At 33.6% G+C, this 17,169-nt stretch carries 23 protein-coding genes; 5 read left to right on the top strand and 18 right to left on the bottom strand.

All coding sequences use genetic code 11. The features are described from left to right. Positions 1–273 precede the first annotated feature (273 nt). Positions 274–969 carry a hypothetical protein gene (locus JJQ60_RS19095; protein ID WP_201923953.1) on the bottom strand — a complete coding sequence of 232 codons (696 nt, stop codon included), beginning with the start codon at positions 967–969 and terminating at the stop codon, positions 274–276. Positions 970–1,128: 159 nt separating this feature from the next. Between JJQ60_RS19095 and JJQ60_RS19090 the strand changes: the two genes are divergently transcribed. Beyond that, the gene (locus JJQ60_RS19090; protein ID WP_201923951.1) at positions 1,129–1,383 is read left to right on the top strand and encodes a hypothetical protein; all 255 of its coding nucleotides are present in this window, start codon (positions 1,129–1,131) and stop codon (positions 1,381–1,383) included. Positions 1,384–1,483: 100 nt separating this feature from the next. Here the strand turns inward: JJQ60_RS19090 and JJQ60_RS19085 are convergent, their stop codons facing one another. From JJQ60_RS19085 to JJQ60_RS19065, 5 genes are all read right to left on the bottom strand, one after another. Continuing rightward, complete coding sequence (locus JJQ60_RS19085; RefSeq protein ID WP_201923949.1) at positions 1,484–2,509, bottom strand: GTP pyrophosphokinase; 1,026 nt, start codon at positions 2,507–2,509, stop codon at positions 1,484–1,486. A 61-nt stretch (positions 2,510–2,570) separates the two neighbouring features. Beyond that, positions 2,571–3,209 carry a hypothetical protein gene (locus JJQ60_RS19080; protein ID WP_201923947.1) on the bottom strand — a complete coding sequence of 213 codons (639 nt, stop codon included), beginning with the start codon at positions 3,207–3,209 and terminating at the stop codon, positions 2,571–2,573. A gap of 255 nt (positions 3,210–3,464) precedes the next feature. Then, entirely contained in the window at positions 3,465–4,115 is a 651-nt protein-coding gene (locus tag JJQ60_RS19075) for a hypothetical protein (protein ID WP_201923945.1), read from the bottom strand. Between the two features lie 261 nt (positions 4,116–4,376). Beyond that, a complete protein-coding gene (locus JJQ60_RS19070; protein WP_201923944.1) occupies positions 4,377–4,727 on the bottom strand; it encodes a hypothetical protein in 351 nt (116 codons plus the stop codon). A 421-nt stretch (positions 4,728–5,148) separates the two neighbouring features. Further along, complete coding sequence (locus tag JJQ60_RS19065) at positions 5,149–6,183, bottom strand: coiled-coil domain-containing protein (protein WP_201923942.1); 1,035 nt, start codon at positions 6,181–6,183, stop codon at positions 5,149–5,151. A 434-nt stretch (positions 6,184–6,617) separates the two neighbouring features. On the opposite strand from JJQ60_RS19065, the gene JJQ60_RS19060 reads away from it, so the two are divergent. Continuing rightward, positions 6,618–6,806, top strand: a complete 189-nt coding sequence (locus JJQ60_RS19060) for a hypothetical protein (protein WP_201923940.1) — start codon at positions 6,618–6,620, stop codon at positions 6,804–6,806. Between the two features lie 142 nt (positions 6,807–6,948). Here JJQ60_RS19060 and JJQ60_RS19055 read toward each other — a convergent pair whose 3' ends face one another. Then, positions 6,949–7,281: a hypothetical protein gene (locus JJQ60_RS19055; RefSeq protein WP_201923938.1), complete on the bottom strand. Its 333-nt coding sequence runs from the start codon at positions 7,279–7,281 to the stop codon at positions 6,949–6,951. A gap of 209 nt (positions 7,282–7,490) precedes the next feature. On the opposite strand from JJQ60_RS19055, the gene JJQ60_RS19050 reads away from it, so the two are divergent. Beyond that, positions 7,491–9,059, top strand: coding sequence for a hypothetical protein (locus tag JJQ60_RS19050; RefSeq protein WP_201923936.1), 1,569 nt, complete (start codon positions 7,491–7,493; stop codon positions 9,057–9,059). Positions 9,060–9,118: 59 nt separating this feature from the next. Here the strand turns inward: JJQ60_RS19050 and JJQ60_RS19045 are convergent, their stop codons facing one another. The 3 genes from JJQ60_RS19045 to JJQ60_RS19035 are packed head-to-tail and all read right to left on the bottom strand — an operon-like array spanning position 9,119 to position 10,930. Beyond that, a complete protein-coding gene (locus JJQ60_RS19045) occupies positions 9,119–9,682 on the bottom strand; it encodes a hypothetical protein (protein ID WP_201923934.1) in 564 nt (187 codons plus the stop codon). A 16-nt stretch (positions 9,683–9,698) separates the two neighbouring features. After that, positions 9,699–10,118 (bottom strand): hypothetical protein, encoded by a 420-nt coding sequence (locus tag JJQ60_RS19040; RefSeq protein ID WP_201923932.1) that lies wholly within the window; start codon positions 10,116–10,118, stop codon positions 9,699–9,701. 47 nt (positions 10,119–10,165) lie between these two features. Beyond that, the gene (locus JJQ60_RS19035) at positions 10,166–10,930 is read right to left on the bottom strand and encodes a cyclase family protein (protein WP_201923930.1); all 765 of its coding nucleotides are present in this window, start codon (positions 10,928–10,930) and stop codon (positions 10,166–10,168) included. Positions 10,931–11,094: 164 nt separating this feature from the next. Between JJQ60_RS19035 and JJQ60_RS19030 the strand changes: the two genes are divergently transcribed. Together JJQ60_RS19030 and JJQ60_RS19025 are read left to right on the top strand one after the other, a co-directional pair. Further along, entirely contained in the window at positions 11,095–11,655 is a 561-nt protein-coding gene (locus JJQ60_RS19030) for a hypothetical protein (RefSeq protein ID WP_201923928.1), read from the top strand. 11 nt (positions 11,656–11,666) lie between these two features. Then, complete coding sequence (locus tag JJQ60_RS19025) at positions 11,667–12,038, top strand: GerW family sporulation protein (RefSeq protein WP_201923926.1); 372 nt, start codon at positions 11,667–11,669, stop codon at positions 12,036–12,038. 41 nt (positions 12,039–12,079) lie between these two features. Here the strand turns inward: JJQ60_RS19025 and JJQ60_RS19020 are convergent, their stop codons facing one another. The 8 genes from JJQ60_RS19020 to JJQ60_RS18985 form a co-directional block, all read right to left on the bottom strand. Beyond that, on the bottom strand, positions 12,080–13,339 hold the full coding sequence (locus JJQ60_RS19020; RefSeq protein ID WP_201923925.1) for an alpha/beta hydrolase-fold protein: 1,260 nt from the start codon (positions 13,337–13,339) through the stop codon (positions 12,080–12,082). Between the two features lie 141 nt (positions 13,340–13,480). Further along, a complete protein-coding gene (locus JJQ60_RS19015) occupies positions 13,481–14,281 on the bottom strand; it encodes a type 1 glutamine amidotransferase domain-containing protein (RefSeq protein ID WP_201923923.1) in 801 nt (266 codons plus the stop codon). Between the two features lie 76 nt (positions 14,282–14,357). Then, positions 14,358–14,942 carry a Crp/Fnr family transcriptional regulator gene (locus tag JJQ60_RS19010; protein WP_201923921.1) on the bottom strand — a complete coding sequence of 195 codons (585 nt, stop codon included), beginning with the start codon at positions 14,940–14,942 and terminating at the stop codon, positions 14,358–14,360. Next, the gene (locus tag JJQ60_RS19005; protein WP_201923919.1) at positions 14,943–15,368 is read right to left on the bottom strand and encodes an SRPBCC family protein; all 426 of its coding nucleotides are present in this window, start codon (positions 15,366–15,368) and stop codon (positions 14,943–14,945) included. Next, positions 15,365–15,742: an ArsR/SmtB family transcription factor gene (locus JJQ60_RS19000; RefSeq protein ID WP_201923917.1), complete on the bottom strand. Its 378-nt coding sequence runs from the start codon at positions 15,740–15,742 to the stop codon at positions 15,365–15,367. Before JJQ60_RS19000 ends, JJQ60_RS19005 begins: the two co-directional genes overlap by 4 nt. Positions 15,743–15,970: 228 nt before the next feature. Next, the gene (locus tag JJQ60_RS18995; protein ID WP_201923915.1) at positions 15,971–16,432 is read right to left on the bottom strand and encodes a hypothetical protein; all 462 of its coding nucleotides are present in this window, start codon (positions 16,430–16,432) and stop codon (positions 15,971–15,973) included. 22 nt (positions 16,433–16,454) lie between these two features. After that, complete coding sequence (locus JJQ60_RS18990; RefSeq protein WP_201923913.1) at positions 16,455–16,874, bottom strand: DUF1801 domain-containing protein; 420 nt, start codon at positions 16,872–16,874, stop codon at positions 16,455–16,457. A gap of 10 nt (positions 16,875–16,884) precedes the next feature. Beyond that, entirely contained in the window at positions 16,885–17,169 is a 285-nt protein-coding gene (locus JJQ60_RS18985; RefSeq protein WP_201923911.1) for a ubiquitin carboxyl-terminal hydrolase family protein, read from the bottom strand.

Here is a 17,169-nt window from a genome sequence, read left to right as displayed (position 1 = left end):
CTAATTTCTATTTGAGTTTATAACTGAACGGAAAAGGTCTGAATCGAATGTATAAGTTTAAAAACTTAGAGTGTATAGATAGTGTACCTTTTCCGTTCTTTAAAATATAAAAAATTTAAATGCAAATCTAAAGGAGTGCTGCATGGCAATGCAGTGTATCGAGATGTTTTTAGAATCGAAAACCTCAAACACAAAAAAAGGAACACTACTAGTGTTCCTTTATAATTTAAATATGGTATACTTCGGCAAGCTCAGCAGAGCTATCGTAAACGACTATACCAGCTCTTCTTCTTGTTCATCCCCAATTGTTACACCACCCGATCGGCTAGGGGTGCGGTACAGGTCTCGTTTTGCCGGTAACTCGTCAAACACATTATCGGCTGCGGCATTGATTTTTTGAAGGATGGCATATAGCTCATTAAGCTGCTCTATGCGCTCAGCAGTATCTACCGTACGTGTTCCTTTTTTCTGTTCTTGCTCTTTATTGGTTTCGCGAAGAGCTTGTGCCAATACAACCGATTGTTTTACGATGTCTTTTGGAATACCGGTGGCTTCTAATGCCTTAAGGTGCTGAGCAATCGTATCAGACAATCCCTCCATAAACTGGATCATTTTTATCTGATTTTTGGTAACATCTTTAAATCTGCCAATACCAAATTGACGTTGTATTGCTTTTTGACCTGGGAATGCATCTAATACCCAATATCGAAGCTTTTTAAAATACGTGCGACAATCTTGCATGGCCTTTTCAACAGCCTCTGTTTTTTCTTGTAACTGTGCTACGTTGAGGTCATCGCCACCTTCTTTATAGCCCTGCGCTACTTTTTGCTCTAATTGGGTTACAAAATCGTTGTTAAGTTTTGGATCAAAGTTGGTAAATTGATCGATGTCTAGTTTTAAATGTTCTACTGTAGTGTCTCCCCATTCTAAAAGAACTGTGTCTTTAAAACTGTAATTGCGTTCTGCCATTTTTTTAGGTTTTAATTTTATGAGTAAAATGATTAAGTTAAATACACATACGCAATAGTTGTTGTTCTTGACAAAGTAGCTAGAGGTTTCCCCGTTGCAGCTGATCGTTTCGACAAGATAGCTAAGGGTTTCCCCGTTGCAGCTGATTGTCTCAACAAGATGGCTAAGGATTTCCCCGCTGTAGCTGATTGTTTCGACAAGATAGCTAAGGGTTTCCCCGTTGTAGCTGATTGTTTCGACAAGATAGCTAAGGGTTTCCCCGTTGTAGCTGATTGTTTCGACAAGATAGCTAAGGATTTCCCCGTTGCAGCTGATCGTTTCGACAAGATAGCTAAGGATTTCCCCGTTGCAGCTGAAGCTTTCGACAAAAATTTACAAACTACTAAACTATATATGTATTTAAACGCAATATGACGATTGCATCGGGGTGGGCGCGCCGTTAAGCGATGGCGAATATAGGGATTAATTTTTGAATTATGAATTTTAGGGTTGTGGTAGTTGGGGTTAGGCACGGTTACAAATCTGGGCGATTGAGGTTAGCATCAGTTTTTAAGAAGTTTCTCATCCATAATATAGGTGCGCCTTTGATGAATGTTATTTCATCTCCTTGATAATTAATTTCTTGATCATTATAGAGGTCTTTAACAAAGGTTTCTTGAGTTTTTATAATTCGTTTTTCGTTTTTAATTAAAGCTGCTTCAAGTTCGCGAATAGTATTGATATTTAAATCTCTTAAATCTTTAATCAATTGATAGCTTCCTATTAATTCCATATCAGTTGATTTACCGCATACTACATTTTTTACTTCTGTTTCAACTTTTGATTCAAGTTCTCTCAAAACTTTATTACTTTTTACAAACTCTATTAAAGAAGATTTGTCAATTATTAAGTCAAGGTTTTTGTTGGATAATTCTGTTCTAATATTTTTTTCGTGTTCTTGAATTTCTTTACGTAATTTGGTGAATTCCATATCAGCTTGCTCAAGAAGAGCTGCGACTCTATAAAATGTTCTTTTTGCAGATTTTGGAATTTCATTTTCTCCTTTGTATCCAATATCATGTTCAATTTCTGCCCATGAATGTTGTAATATACTTCTAATCTGGATTTCGAATTTAAGATTTTTATATTTTTTGTATTCTGTTAATTTCAATCTTTCTTTACTCAAAGAAGCTATGAAATGTACACTTCTATATCCAAATTTATCAACCTCTAAATTTCTTTTATCGATAGAGTTTTTGATATCAATTTCAAATTCAGAGGTAATAATTTTTTCTATAAATTCGATATCATCTTCAAAATAGGTAACAATTCGGAAACCTATAATATCGGTTATTTCTTTAATAGAAGAATATTTGAAGTTTTTTCTAATTAATTTTTTTCCTAGACTGTTTTTATCTTTTACTCTAAATTGAATTTGATGAGGTTTTATATGATCATTAATTAAAGAATTTAAAAGAATGTAAGACTTTTCAGATAATTCTTGATAAAGAAACTTATTTTCTTCAAATTCTCTTATGATTTTATCTGAATTTTCTTTCATGATTTTTAATTAATACAAACATTTAATGTACAATGCATTTTACATATTATTGTATGCAGTTTTATCCAAAAGGGTTTAGTTTATCGTTACTCTCGTTCTTTATGTTTATCTGTTTAATTAATTTATCTAATTCAGACTCAATCTTTTTTTTTAAAATTGGTTTATATTCATCAATATCCTTTTCTAATTGTTCTAGGACACTTTCTATACTTTCCACTTGTTTAACCAATTCTGCCTTTAACATTTCTATAGCTTCATTATTTCCACTAATTCCACCTAGCCAATTCGTCAGCTTTATTATTATTGAGTTTTGATGTTTTTCAACACTTATTGAGCGGAAATTTTGTCCTGCAGAAGGCAAACATTTGAAGAACTCTCCATTTCCAATAAAAGGAATTGTATAATTTGCTATTTCCACATCGTAAATTCTTCCTCTTATAAAACTCGTTCCAGGAGGTAATTGCATTCCAGTCATTTGTTCAGTGGTGATTGATGTTTGAGTTTTTTCTTTTTGAAGTTTTGGAACATTTAAATCCTCATCACGGATAAGATTTTCAATTTCAGCTTTAACATTAAGAGAAGCAAGAGCCATTTCACTATATCTACCTATTTTATTCTTTATGTTTCTTTCTTTTTCGCTTAGAAAATTATGTATCCTTATTTCTTTAAATAGGTTAATTAATCTATTTCTTCCAAACATATTTTTTATTTATTAAGTTAATTCAAATTACATACAAACGGTCTCGGCTATGGTTTCGTTGTAGAATTATTACAAGCTTATTTCGCTTAGAAATCATTCGTTGATTATTACTTTTATTCTGGTGTGGTATAAAAACACAATGATATTGCTCACAGTTATTTATTCTTTTTCGGAGATGGAGGCGGTTTGGTACTTACCCTTGAAATTGTCGGTTTAGGTTTGTTCGAACTGTTTTTCGATTCGCCCTGATTTCCGCTACTCTTGCTCGGTCTCTTCTTGTCCATTTTCTTCTAAATTTGCTAATTCTATTATTATTTCTTGTTTATTCAGTGACAAGTAAACTTCTTTAACTTCATATAGAAATTCAGAGTCTGAATAATTGAACAATGCAACATCACACAATCGTATTTCCGAAATATTGTCCGTTTCTGAGAAAGATTTAACCCATCCGTGATATGTCAATTGATTTTTAATATCTCTCAAGTATATAAATTCAACCTCTTTAGAATTCAAAAACATTGAATAAAGGTTTTCATCTCCATATTTAGCTGAAATCCCCAAAAATCCAGCAATTTTATTGATAACTTTTTTGTTCTCAATTAAAGATGCTATGAATGCGATTACTATCGAAAATATTGAAGCAAATCCAACTTCTTTATATGGGATAGACGAAGCATTATTCAAATTGCTCCAAATTGTCAATTCAGGTAAATAATTACATACGCATATATTAATCAAGTTTATTGCTAATTGAAGTAATAAATACGAAATAATTCCAAACAATATTGAATAAAGCACAAACCTGAAACTACTCCATTCTTTATGTAAAATCAGTTTACCAAAAATCAATGTCGCAATTGCACCTGGAATAAGTATTATTATGAGTTTAATTGTTAATTCTGACATTGTTTGTTTTATAATTGTGTGAAACAACTTGTATATAGGTCATTAGTATCTATATATCTTTTATATCCCACTAATCTACCCCAATATTTCCAACACTCCGATGTGGGAAACCGTAAGGATTTTTAAAAAGATTTTTGTATGGCCTTTTCTGTAAACTAGATGATTATGCTTTGATAAATTTGTACGCTTAGCTGTCCAATGATAGATAAACAGGATATTGTGGCCACTAGTCACAGACTATTGGGAGTTGGCAATCATTATTTATTTGAAAATATCGCAGACTGGACATTTCCAATTTGAATCATCAGGCCTATCTGGGTGAATTTTGTTATCCAGAGACTTTTTACCTCCAAAGTCATGATAATTATTGCACTCTTTTTCAAATGCAGCTTTTGGAGAGGAGGCATAGCTAAATTTAAATCGCTCATACTTTCCTACCCAGCTTTTTAATCGATCGTTTAAATCGATATCAGCTCTTCCTACATACTTAACCCAGAAAGTCTTTTCTTTAACGTAGCCTAGTGCATAATTTCCAGCGGAGGTCTTAGTCACTTCTTCATCAACTTTTTCATTGGTTAGTTCGTATGAGCCATTCATATTTAGTTGAGCCATATTTATTTCAATTTGTATTATTCCATTGTTTATCAATAGTGATACATGTTAATTCATGTTGACGACTATATATCTTTTTCACCTCCACTAATCTACCTCAATATTTCCAACACTCCGATGTGGGAAACCGTAAGGAAATTTAAAAAGATTTTTGTATGGCCCTTCGACGCAGCTCAGGGACCATACTTCGATAAACTCAGGGTGACACTTTCAACAGGCCTGTACTGAGCTTGTCAAAGTGCTTAGCAGAGCTATCGAGATGTTTTAGAACCGATAGGTTTATTTTAATCCGTGGTACTACTAAAAGGTTCTCGATAGCTCTGCTGAGTTTACCGAAGTACACCTTTTCTCCATTTCATTCCAAAAAACCACTCGAACTGACGGGGAGATGTGTGTTATAGTCGGGTTTTTATAGATCGGTTTAGTTTACATTGGGTTTTAATATCCCACCTCTACCAAAAATATAACCGGCGATAGTACCTAATAAGGTACCCAGGGTTTCGTTGCCGATTCTGTCTCCGGTACCTAATATGATAATAGTGATAAGCATAAAAGCCATACTAATCACTTCGACAAGAGAGCGTTTTTCGATAATCTTGCCGGCAATTTCGATTTGAAAAAAGTACAAGCCCATAAATAATACCACTAGGGCAACAATCATAAGATACACGGCATAAACAAGTTTATTATTTATTTCTTGCTGTCCGCCTAATGATTTGTCGACCTCTGCTATTTGTTTTTCAATTTTCTTTTTGTCATCTTTTAAAGATTGTATTTTTTCGTTTACTTCCTCAGAAATAAAATCAACGATTTCTAATTGAAATGTTTTGTATTCGTCAAAAAGCGCTTCAATTTTTGAAATATCAAGGGCTTCAATTTCTGAGGTTAGTTTGATGATTTCTTCGCCCTGCATCTCTATGATCTTATTTCGATATCTAAAACCCCAATATTTGTTTAGTATCGGAAGAAAATCTACGGTAGGTTTGGTATCAAACTTTTTGTCTAACGGTAAGGTTTCTATATATTCTGAGAATTGAGATTTACTATTACCGTTATAAGAGTATTCATTGTAATACAAGGCTCTTCTTATATCTTTTCTAATAAAATTGATGATGTCTTCATAGGGGGTTGTAAGGTGCTCTAGCGAAGCGTATTTAATTTTGCCCGTTTCCAGCTCACTTTTAATCTTAATTAAATTCGTTTTTAAGGTTTTAAGCCTCTCTTTAATTTGATTTTTATTAAAAGTAACACCTTTTATTTTTTCGCTTCTTGCTTGAGCTATTTGTAAAAAGCCTTTAAATATTTTTTCTTCTTCCTCTATTTTATCATGCTTTTGAGTGAGTTTGTTATATTGTCGTTCGATAGCGAGTCTGGATTTCGCATTTTCGGGTTCAGTTGTTTTACCTTCTGCACATATACCAATGAGCAGAAGGATAGTGATGTAATGCCGTTTCATGTTGTGTGTATTTATTCTATATCCTAGAAGTTAATAATCCCCTTTTGTTTCCATTTCAAAATTATAGGTATTCGATAGGGGTTTCAATACCCAATGGCGGGGATATTTGATAAGCTTGTGGAAGGGCTAAGGATGAACCTTTGACTAGACTTAGGGTATGTTATCGAAAACAAAAACATCGGTTCTATACTGGTTTATGTTAAGAAGAGGCTTAAGGTGATTATTCTTTTTGAAGAAAATTCTGACGTAATAATGATGATTTTAGCAATCCGTCAAATACCCTGCATAATTGATTCATGTACACTTATACAAGGTTATTTGGCTAAAGATAATATACTCTGCTTGTGGTGATCTTATGTATTTATTAATTTTAGTACACAATTTCTTTTAGCATTACTCCTATTTTATGATGCCAATTATTACACTTTAGATGTATGGATAAGACCTTAATGTATATGATCTTTTTTATTGTTATCCTGGTTTTGCTTTGGGCAATGCCAAATAAGAAGATTGATGCAATACGCAAGCTTTTCACATCATTATTACAAGTGTTGCCTATCACAAAAATAGCAGAAGCTTGTATAGTGTATTTCAAAAATAAAAACACTTCAAAAACAGAATAAATATATCTTTTGAACATGCAGATTTGTTTCTGTGTAAAAGGCGTTAATGTTATATGTATTATATAATAGTTGTACCCTTCTACAAGCCTGCAAAAGGGTACAACTTTGAGCAAAAAGCTTATGTATTCAAAAAAATGAATGCTTAGTTATTACATTCGCGAAGACGTCTGGCATAATTACTTCGGCATTGTGACTTTTGCGTCTCATTAGAAGCACTACTTAGACAAGCCGAATATCTATTTCTAGCTTGTTGTCTGCAAGTCTTACATCTTTCATCACAATCCTCTGCAGTTTCTTCTGAAGCAAACTTACGTTGTGCTATACTCGCATTATCATATGTTTTGTCTTTTTGATAATCAGAACCTAGGGCTGCTCTTTCCATTGTGATGACTTCAGAATAATCTTTGTTGTTTTGATTACAACCCACAAAAAACATTGTGATTAAAAATAAAAATAGATAGCTAATAGTTTTCATATATATAAAATTTAGAAAGTAATGCCTACTCTATACGGTTTTCGGCTTTCCCCTATTGTTTCCTTTTTCAAAACTATGGGTATACTATAGGGGTTTCAATACCCAATGATGGGGATATTTGAGGGATTTGACTTTAAATTGGAGGCAAATAGTATCATCATAAAAAAGTTTACCTTTGGCGGTTCACAAAAACAAGAAGAAAGCTATTTATGAGAAAATGTATTGTATTTGGTGTTGCCATTATATTAAATGTATACTGTATTGGGCAAGAACATAAACTAAACAACCTTACGGTATCTACCATAGATGATAAAGTGCAACAACAAACTACGATGAGTATAGGCACCATAGGAGATCAATACTTTTCTGTGCACAAAAAAACAGTAGGAAGCTGGGCACCAAAAAGAACCTATACCGCAGTAACCTATGATCAGAATCTTAAAAAAACAAACGCGAATGTACTAGTGCTAAAAGTGGGCAAAAATTTTACGCGTTATCATGTTCTAAAAAACATTGGAGAACATTTGTATTTGTTTTCGTCGTATCCCACAAATAAAACCCATATCAATACGTATTATGTGCGTGAATTTGATCCTAAAACGCTAGAGCCTATCGGATCTGAAAAGCCAATCGCTAAGATCCCTTATGCCGAAGGAGGTAGAAGAAATAGTGGAGCTTTTTGGATGGATCAATCCCCAGATCAAAGCAAAATTATGGTGTATTATGAAATGCCATGGACCCGAAAAGGCTATCTGAAATTTGGTATCGCGGTGTATGATACCACCTTTAATAAGCTATGGGAAAAAGAACACGAAGTGCCCTTTGTAGATAAAGAGTATACGTTATCAACCCATGCTATTGATAACGATGGAAATGCATATGTAGCCGGGCGCCGTACACGAGAAGATAACAAAGGGTATGATTTTATACGTTTCACGAATAACGGTACTACCGTCAATACACAATATGTAGAAGTGCCAGTTGGGTATGTACGTAATATAGATTGTAACGTAGCCAAAAACAATCAGGTAGTGATTACTGGATTTGCTTCTACTGGAGTAAGAGAATTCTCTTCGGGAGCATACTATCATCGTTTTGATACCAAAACGCAAGAATTTGTGGCTAACAAATATACTCCGTTTAATGCCTATCGTTTTTTGAGTCCAACGACCCTGGTAAAGGCATCAGAATTTTCTAAAGATGATGATACAGGTGTGTTGTCTCATATCTCAGATTATGACAAAACTATTCTAAAAGAAGATGGAAGTGCAATGATTATTGCTGAAGAATACTATAAATACGTAAGGGATAATGATGTTGGCGATTATACAGATAATGGTGAAGTAACCTATGGATATGATGATGTATACATTATCAATATATCACCAGAAGGCGAAGTATTATGGGCGAGAACAATACCAAAAATTCAATATACTAAGAATGATTATGCAGACTATAGCTCTACACTAACCGAAATGGTAAATGATAAATTAGTGCTTCTTTTTAATGATCATATCGATAATCTAAATCGCGATCCAAAAAAGAAATTGAAAAAATTTAAAGGAAGTAAAACCAAAGGTGCAGTTGCTGTTATGAAATATACTATTGATGAAGATGGCGGCATTGATAAAGATACTGTTACCTTTGACGAAGATCAAAAAACCTTTCTTAACCCATGGAAATCAGTTAATCCTAACGAAAACGAGTTGTTGTTTTTTACTCAAAAATGGGGGCTATTAGAAAAAAACAAGAAGTACACCTTATCACGACTTAAGTAACATACAAAAGCCAGATGTATTTCTTATTTTTAGGGGTTGGTGTATAGTTTTACTCGTTTCTATTTTTTTAATTTAAAGTCGGTTAAATTTTCAATTTCGGGTAATATTAAATCAAAGAGTAAACTATGATCTTCTGTATAGATACCAGAAATTATAAGATCATAGATATACTTGCCTTTTCTCATCGAAAAAAGAACCCCATTGAGTTCTCCTTCAAAGGTTCTAAGGGCATAGTAGTTTTCGTCTCCGGGTAATTCGAGAGTATCAATTGTAATCGTTCCCTGGCTAAATGAATTGGATACTAAATTCGTAGCGCCTTTGGTTATAAGATACGTTTGTATTGCCTCTCTTACTGTGCGTTCTTTGGTGATTGTAATAGAATAAAATAAAGGATCGTATTTGTCTGTTTCCAACAAATCATATTCATATTCTAATTCAAAAGAACCATCAATATATTTGGTTAAAGCGCTTTTTTCGTGATTCCCACTTAAGTCTAGCGAAACATCATATACTTCAGACAATTCGGTTACCGTAGTAATAATAGGATATTTTGAAATGTCAATATTACGGTTTGGTACGCAAGAGGATAGGATCAAAAATAGTAGAATTGCTAATCTTTTCATTTTGTTTGGTTGCTTGTTATGCTTTTTTATTGTTTTTAAACTGTGCTATTAATGATACAACCAATAGAATAAAAGCTAACCCAAAACCAACAACACCAATGTTAATTCCGAGTATCGTTTTTTCGCTTCCGTCTAGAAATTTCATAGAACCACCATAGGTGTCTTGCAATGCAAAAGCGACCAAAAAACTACCCGTAATAATCATACTTAGTATCGAACTCAAAAGGACCTCGCTTTTTTTCCAAACCAACCAAAGACATAGGACCCCTATACTAGTATTGGTAAAAAGTTGCCATACTTCATGAATTCTTACATGGGGAGTCCAATCGGGATTAAACACATGAGTGTTATTAATTTCGAGATAAGGAACCACGATAGCATATAAAACTACGCTAAAGGTAATCGCTGTTTTTTGCAAGACGAGATTGTTTTTCATGATGAGTGTATTTACGAAGTTAAGGCGTTTTTAGAATCTAAATCATTTTAATCGTCCAATATTGCTACAACTCTTGCCGGAGCTGCAGAACCGCCTTTAATTTTTATGGGAAAAGCGGCGACCTTAAAGCCTTGATAAGGTAGAGCATCTAAATTGGTAAGTTGTTCCATATGGCAATATTCTCGATCTACGCCTACCAGATGGGCTTCCCAAAACAAGTCTGGATCGTTATTCTTTTTGGCCTCTTTGATCAAAAAAGGAAGTGGTAAATCCCAACCCCATTGATCGATCCCCATTACTTTTATTCCTTTATCAATTAACCATTTGGTAGCCTCGGCGCTCATGCCCGTTCCTTTAAGAAAAAAATCTTTGGTGCCCATGTGTCGATCTCTTCCTGTTTTTATCAGAACAATCATATTGGGGGCTAGTGTAATATTTTCTTTATCTAGAAAAGTTTCAATATCATCTACTGTGATCGGGTCATAATCAGCCTTGTGTTTCATATCAACTACTACGCCTTGCCCAAAACACCAGTCCAAAGGAACCTGATCAATAGTTTTGGCAGGTTTGCCTTCGCACGTGGGGCCATAGTGCCAAGGAGCATCGATATGTGTAGTAGAATGAACCCCCATTTTTTTGATGCTATCATCGGCCCAGCCTATAAACCCTTTCGGAAACAATCTAAAGGGCAATCCCAAATATCGAATAAGCCACTTTGCTTTGCGATGAGGTTTGTGCTTGATTTTCACTTTCATGAAAAAAGGATCGCCAGGGTTGTATTGAATGGTTTTTGATAAGTCAATTATTTTCATGTTGGTCGGTTGTTTTTGTGATCTGTGTATACACAAAACTAATGGTTTTTTTGGATATCAGAATATCATGATTTGCTCCTTATGTATTTCACAAAGTTTAACAGAATCAAAGGGTGTAGCATGACGAATATCATTGTTATTCTTCTCTTTTTCAGCTTCTTTCGTTGAAAAATCAAATCATGTGGTTCTTGGTGTTTTTTATTTTGTTTTTGTTGTTGATACTACATGTGTTATTTGCCAAGATTGAAGTATATATCGATACCACTCAAGGTCAATATGAGTTGCGGTTGCAAGGTATAGCTAAGGTAATTGTTGAAGGACATCAAGACGAATTGATTCGCATAAGACTGAAAACCTTATTGTTGAATTTTTATTTCTATCCGCTAAGAAAAACTCTTCGACGGGCTCAGGGTGACAACCTTCAACAGGCTCGGACAAACAAGAAAGAAGAAGTAAAAAAAGCAAAGAAGAAACCCCGAAGAAAGAAGAGTAAGAGATTTAGCTTCAGAAAAATAATCAAAGCATTGCGAACTTTTAAGGTGAAGAAAATGATCTTAGATATTGATACGGGGGATGACATTCAGAATGCAAAGTTATATCCACTTTTTGGATTTATGAATCAGTATATAGGAAGATTTAATATCAACTATGAAGGAAGAAATCAATTGGTAGTACAGATATATAACAGACCAATATATATAATCAAATCATTTATAAATTTTTAAAAAACACAATCATGGAATTACATTTTGAAGAATTATTAGGACAAATCACCGATTTTATAAAAAGTGAAGCGAAAACGGAAACTGTTGTTGGTGATGCTTTTGACTTAGGAGAATTTAAATGTGTACCTGTAATTAGAGTTGGTATGGGATTTGGTTCTGGAGGAGGAGAAGGTACAGAATCAAAATCCAGAAAAGGCCAAGGGGTTGGCGCCGGAGCAGGAGTAGGGATCGAACCTATTGGATTTTTGGTAACCAAAGGAGACGAAATCTCATTTTTGGCAGCCGGAAAAACAAGAGGGCTAGCAGCATTATTTGAGAAAGTGCCTGATATGATCGAATCTTTTGCTAAAACAAGATCTAAACAAGAAGAGGAAGCAGTGTAAAAAGAAAACTCTACAAAGTGATTAAGAGCTTGTAGAGTTTTTTATTTTTTTAATGCAATCTTTTTTACATTAGATACCAGCTCATTAATTTGCCATTGTCTTACTTTTAATTGTTTAGCAATTTGAACAGATTGTCTGCCAAGTTGCATTGCCTTTTCATACTCTTTTTTTATAAAATATAGTTTTGATAATGCTTCATAAGATTTAAAAGCATTAGGATTAGAAGTAATTGATTTTTCAAGTAGTACTTGTGCTTCCTTCAGTTTTTCGACTTGTATCAAATATTTAGCCAAGGCGGCGTAATAATCATCTGTAGAACTAGAAAAATTAGTAGCAATACCTTCTTCTAATATTTTGAGTTCATCAAATTTGTCTTTTCTAAAATAGTAATAGATGATTTTTGATAATTGCATCGGAGGTATTCGAACTTCAGTATTATATTTTTTTGATTGTTTTTTGAAATGATCAATAACTTGGTTCGCGGTTTCGAGTTGGTAAAACTGTTCTTTCGATAACTGAAAATTTTCAAATATTTTTAATAACCCATCTCGTACAGAAACTAACCCAACCGAGCCATGGTTTTCATTTTCATATCTTTTAAAATCCCAATATTTTGTGTTGGGATAATACTTGTCGAGTACATCTACAAAACCAAAAACCCCCATTTGTTTAGTGCTTGCAACGGTTACAAAAAAATGCGAATTGATTTCTTTTGAATTTTTAAGAAGATTATTGGCTTTTGTAATAATTTCGTAGTCGCTCCACCAATACGATGGATCAATCACGATATAGGCTGAAAATAATGTAGGATTATCCAGAAAAACATGAGTTGCAAAAAGCCCTCCAAGAGAATGTCCCACTAAAATTTGAAATGGAGACACTTTGTATTGCTTTTCTATTTTTGGTTTTAATTCTTCTTCAATATACTTTATAAAATTTTCAGAATTACCGTCAGGGTTTTTATTAGTTTTTGGAGTACAGTTTTTCTTATATTCTTCATTTCCGTTATCCGAAATCCCAACGACTATAAGCTCCGGGATTTTTTCTGCAATATTAGAAAGAGATTCAATAATACCCGTTTGGTAATAGAAATTGTAATCTCCATCGATAAGGTATACCACAGGATATGTTGTCGTACTCGTATAATTATAGGATTCAGGTAGAAATACCTGGTATGATTTGGTTATCCCCAATACTTTAGAGTCAATAGAATCTCTTTTGGTATTACTCAAATACGTTTTGGGTTGCCCGTAGGTATAGATAGAGATTATAAAAAATAGAATGGAACTGAGAGATTTCATTGTGATATGATTTAATAGATGTTGTATGATACTTACAAAGCTAATCCATTTATTTTATTGATAAAGGAAGGTAAAAATAAAAGCGACTTGAACCTGAGTTCAAATCGCTTTTCTATACACTATATCTAAGTTGAGTTTGTTTTAGTGTAGTTGTTTAAGTAGCATTTCTGCAACCAATTCTGCTGAAGCTGGATTTTGTCCTGTGATTAATAAACCATCCTCTACGGCATAGGCACTCCAATCATCGCCTTTGGAGTAGATACCTCCATTTTCTTTTAACATATCTTCTACCAAGAAAGGAACTACATCGGTTAACTCCACTGCAGCTTCTTCTGTATTGGTAAAACCAGTTACTTTTTTATCTTTTACCAAAGGAGTACCATCTGTATTTTTAGTATTCTTAAATACTGCTGGGGCATGACAAACGGCAGCTACAGGTTTATTATTGGCATAGAAAGACTCAATCAATGCAATTGAGTTTTTATCCTCAGACAAATCCCATAACGGTCCGTGACCACCTGGGTAGAATATAGCATCATAATCCGCCTGGTTTACAGTTTCTAATTTTAGGGTTTTGCTTAATTTTTCTTGTGTTTCTTTATCAGCATCAAACCTTTTGGTTGATTCTGTCTGGAAATCAGCTAATTCACTCTTAGGGTCAATAGGAGGTTGCCCACCTTTTGGAGATGCTAAAGTAATATCAATTCCTTTATCTAATAAGTGATAATATGGTGTTGCAAATTCTTCTACCCAAAATCCGGTTTTAACACCAGTATCTCCTAATTCTGAGTGACTAGTAAGTACAAAAAGTACCTTCTTTACTTTTGGAGCTTCTGTAACTTCTTTGGTAGAAGTATCTTCAGTAGTCTCTTTGCTTTCTTTTTTGTTTCCACAAGAAGCAAAAAGAGCAAGCGTAAACATTGAAATGATTATTTTTTTCATAATAATATACTGTATTAATTACCAGGAGTAAAAGTATATCAAGATTTCTTGAAAAAAATTGATGTATGATAATTAATTAGGTTCTGATTAATTCTTTTCGAATTCTGCTCAAGCTTTCTGTAGTAATGCCAAGGTATGATGCAATGTGATAATTTTTGATTCGTGATTCGATATTAGGGTAGGTGCTAATAAAATCGATATACCGTTCTTTGGCTGGTTTTGCCAGATTTGATAAAATTCTATTTTGAAAACTGGCAAAGGCCTTTTCCATTTTTTTTCTGAAATAGGTTTCAACTTTTGGAATAGCATTATATATTTCATCTATACCCGTTTTGGATACTTCGTATAGAATTGCATTTTGAATACAATCGATAGTTAAAATGGCATTATTTTGTTCAAAAAAAGCAGTGTAATCACTAATCCACCAATCTTTTATAGCAAATTGTAGTGTATGTTCTTTTCCAAGGGGATCAATAAAAAATGTACGTAAACACCCTTCAGAAACATAATATTGATGCGTTACGATATCATTTGCTCTTAATACAACTTCTCCTTTTTTAATAATTCTACGTTCAAATTTGCTATTGATAAATGCAGTTTCATCAGATGTAAAAGGGATATCTCTAAAAATCTGAGTAGTGATCTGATCGTTTGTTGCCATTTACTTTGTCGTTAAATAATCGCATAATAGTTTAGTAAGCAGCTCTGTCCATCCTCCTTCAAAGTTTTTGATGTCAAAATCTGGATTATCTTGAGGGAACGTTTCTAATCCGGTATGGGTTAATGTCAATTGTGTTTTATTTCCTTCTTTGCTAAGGTCAAAAGTTACTAATGATGAGCCTTTAAAATTCTCATACTCCCAACTATATTGAAGTCTTTTTAGGGGAATTACTTCAGTGATTTTACATAGGTGTATATAGCGTTCACCTTTTACACCTTGACCTTCAAACTGAAATTCGAAACCAACTTCAGGTTTGAATTCTGAGAGGTCAAAGTACCATTTTTTCATTTCTTCTTTATCAGTTAATGCTTTCCAAATACTTTCGATAGGGGCATCATACGTTTCTTTTACAACTACGGTTTTCATTTTTGTTTTTTATTTTTTAGTGAAGATTTAGTGATAATTTTAGAGGTTTCAGAAGTCGGTATAGGGGATGCCTCTACAACCTGTTTCAGGGCCTGTAATTTTTTGGTCCAGAAGATGCTAAATTGTTCTGTCCACTCATGAACTTCGGTTAGTTTATCAAGTTTAGCTTCACAAATCCTTTGTCTACCTTGCTGTTTTATGGCTATCAAATTACATTCTTGAAGAATTTTTATATGCAACGAAACGGCCTGCCTACTCATGTCAAAGTTTTCTGAAATGGTATTAAGATTCATACTTTGGTTAGCTAACAAACTAATGATTTCTCGTCTTGTGGGATCTGCTATAGCTTGAAAAACATCTCTTCTTGTTTCCATAATGATAGAGTTATGCAAGTAATTGCTTGCAAATATACATGCAAGTATTTACTTGCACAAATATTCGTAGTATAAATTCCTTTTAACAACCTTCAAGAAATGGTGATTGTAGTAGTATAGGGCCGCTTAGGAGAAGAAATTTATTTTTTCTGGTCTTGTGTTTTGACTACAGCTAAAACTAAAAGCAGCGAATAGGGTAGCCAAAGCAATAGTAAAATCTTTGGATACTCATTTTTTGATATACCATTTAGTGGCTAAAGCAGTGAGACCATGCCCTAGGATTTCTCCAGTAACCACGTTTCGCATCATTGTGTCGGATTTACCATTACTTGCAGCAATAAATGACCATTCTAAATTTTCTTTCAGTTCTATGGTTTGTTCGTCGTATTTTGGAGTTTGACCAATAATAGGATCTATTTGCGCAAATACGATGGTATCACTTAGAATGGTTAAAAATTTGGCATCTGCAAAATGTTCTACTTTTTTGGTGGCATCACTTTTTCGTTGTGCTGACCAATAGATGCGAATTTCTTCACCCAATCGTACGGCTTCGATTAGGTCGTCGATTTTTCCGTCTATCGTTTTTCCATCTTTATCATTATGATATATAAGTTTCCAATCGCTTTTATTTTGAGAAAAACTATAAGATGATAAGAGTAAAAATAGTATCGCTGCAAGAATTTTTTTCATGATTTATAGGTTGAAGTTGGACTTATGCTCCTAATAAAGGTAAATGCTTAACTCGATGATATGTTAATGCCAGTGAAATGCAATGCTTTAATTGAGCAATAGGTATCTCATTATGTATGTTGAATACTATAGCTCTATTACCTTCAAAAGTAAAGGTATCTCTATAGATTACTCTAAACGTATCCACCAAACCTGTTGAACAAATAAAGTATATGGCAAATTCATCTTGTGAGGATTTCTTCCTGTTTATCCTAATAGTGCTTCCTGTTTTTGTAATGTAACTAGGTTCTCCCCATTTTAGAGTTTCTTCTAATGTGTTGATGTCTTCATTTTCAGAGGCCGTGGTAATAATAAGTTGGCGTAGTGTAGCCAGTTTTTCTTGAATACCTTTGGGGTAATTACGAAGAATTTCTAACACTTTTGGGTTTTCTATAAAGTTCATTTTAATGTTATCAATATTCTACAAATGATTTATGCTCATAACACCATGCCCATTGCTCGTTTGGCTCTGCAGAGATAACTACATTGTGTGTATTGTGCATTTGATAATGTTTGCTAGCATGTTTATTAGGTGATGAATCGCAACATAAAGTTACGCCACATTCTTGACAAGTGCGCAGGTGCACCCATGAATCTCCTGTTTTTATACATTCGGCACATTGATAATCATTATCTTTTTTGATCGTATTGGCATCAAAATGTTCCAGATGTTCACATATTTTAGTTCGTAGTTTCAT

This window comes from Aquimarina mytili, assembly GCF_016735115.1.
Lineage (GTDB): Bacteria > Bacteroidota > Bacteroidia > Flavobacteriales > Flavobacteriaceae > Aquimarina > Aquimarina mytili.
The sequence above is the reverse complement of the archived record's forward strand: the minus strand, read 5'-3'. Positions and strand labels throughout refer to the sequence as shown.

What these genes read in the sequence shown, in the direction of transcription:
- JJQ60_RS19095 (WP_201923953.1), bottom strand. Translation starts at nt 969, where the DNA reads ATGGCAGAACGCAATTACAGTTTTAAAGACACAGTTCTTTTAGAATGG.
- JJQ60_RS19090 (WP_201923951.1), top strand. Translation starts at nt 1,129, where the DNA reads ATGGCTAAGGATTTCCCCGCTGTAGCTGATTGTTTCGACAAGATAGCT.
- JJQ60_RS19085 (WP_201923949.1), bottom strand. Translation starts at nt 2,509, where the DNA reads ATGAAAGAAAATTCAGATAAAATCATAAGAGAATTTGAAGAAAATAAG.
- JJQ60_RS19080 (WP_201923947.1), bottom strand. Translation starts at nt 3,209, where the DNA reads ATGTTTGGAAGAAATAGATTAATTAACCTATTTAAAGAAATAAGGATA.
- JJQ60_RS19075 (WP_201923945.1), bottom strand. Translation starts at nt 4,115, where the DNA reads ATGTCAGAATTAACAATTAAACTCATAATAATACTTATTCCAGGTGCA.
- JJQ60_RS19070 (WP_201923944.1), bottom strand. Translation starts at nt 4,727, where the DNA reads ATGGCTCAACTAAATATGAATGGCTCATACGAACTAACCAATGAAAAA.
- JJQ60_RS19065 (WP_201923942.1), bottom strand. Translation starts at nt 6,183, where the DNA reads ATGAAACGGCATTACATCACTATCCTTCTGCTCATTGGTATATGTGCA.
- JJQ60_RS19060 (WP_201923940.1), top strand. Translation starts at nt 6,618, where the DNA reads ATGGATAAGACCTTAATGTATATGATCTTTTTTATTGTTATCCTGGTT.
- JJQ60_RS19055 (WP_201923938.1), bottom strand. Translation starts at nt 7,281, where the DNA reads ATGAAAACTATTAGCTATCTATTTTTATTTTTAATCACAATGTTTTTT.
- JJQ60_RS19050 (WP_201923936.1), top strand. Translation starts at nt 7,491, where the DNA reads ATGAGAAAATGTATTGTATTTGGTGTTGCCATTATATTAAATGTATAC.
- JJQ60_RS19045 (WP_201923934.1), bottom strand. Translation starts at nt 9,682, where the DNA reads ATGAAAAGATTAGCAATTCTACTATTTTTGATCCTATCCTCTTGCGTA.
- JJQ60_RS19040 (WP_201923932.1), bottom strand. Translation starts at nt 10,118, where the DNA reads ATGAAAAACAATCTCGTCTTGCAAAAAACAGCGATTACCTTTAGCGTA.
- JJQ60_RS19035 (WP_201923930.1), bottom strand. Translation starts at nt 10,930, where the DNA reads ATGAAAATAATTGACTTATCAAAAACCATTCAATACAACCCTGGCGAT.
- JJQ60_RS19025 (WP_201923926.1), top strand. Translation starts at nt 11,667, where the DNA reads ATGGAATTACATTTTGAAGAATTATTAGGACAAATCACCGATTTTATA.
- JJQ60_RS19020 (WP_201923925.1), bottom strand. Translation starts at nt 13,339, where the DNA reads ATGAAATCTCTCAGTTCCATTCTATTTTTTATAATCTCTATCTATACC.
- JJQ60_RS19015 (WP_201923923.1), bottom strand. Translation starts at nt 14,281, where the DNA reads ATGAAAAAAATAATCATTTCAATGTTTACGCTTGCTCTTTTTGCTTCT.
- JJQ60_RS19010 (WP_201923921.1), bottom strand. Translation starts at nt 14,942, where the DNA reads ATGGCAACAAACGATCAGATCACTACTCAGATTTTTAGAGATATCCCT.
- JJQ60_RS19005 (WP_201923919.1), bottom strand. Translation starts at nt 15,368, where the DNA reads ATGAAAACCGTAGTTGTAAAAGAAACGTATGATGCCCCTATCGAAAGT.
- JJQ60_RS19000 (WP_201923917.1), bottom strand. Translation starts at nt 15,742, where the DNA reads ATGGAAACAAGAAGAGATGTTTTTCAAGCTATAGCAGATCCCACAAGA.
- JJQ60_RS18995 (WP_201923915.1), bottom strand. Translation starts at nt 16,432, where the DNA reads ATGAAAAAAATTCTTGCAGCGATACTATTTTTACTCTTATCATCTTAT.
- JJQ60_RS18990 (WP_201923913.1), bottom strand. Translation starts at nt 16,874, where the DNA reads ATGAACTTTATAGAAAACCCAAAAGTGTTAGAAATTCTTCGTAATTAC.
- JJQ60_RS18985 (WP_201923911.1), bottom strand. Translation starts at nt 17,169, where the DNA reads ATGAAACTACGAACTAAAATATGTGAACATCTGGAACATTTTGATGCC.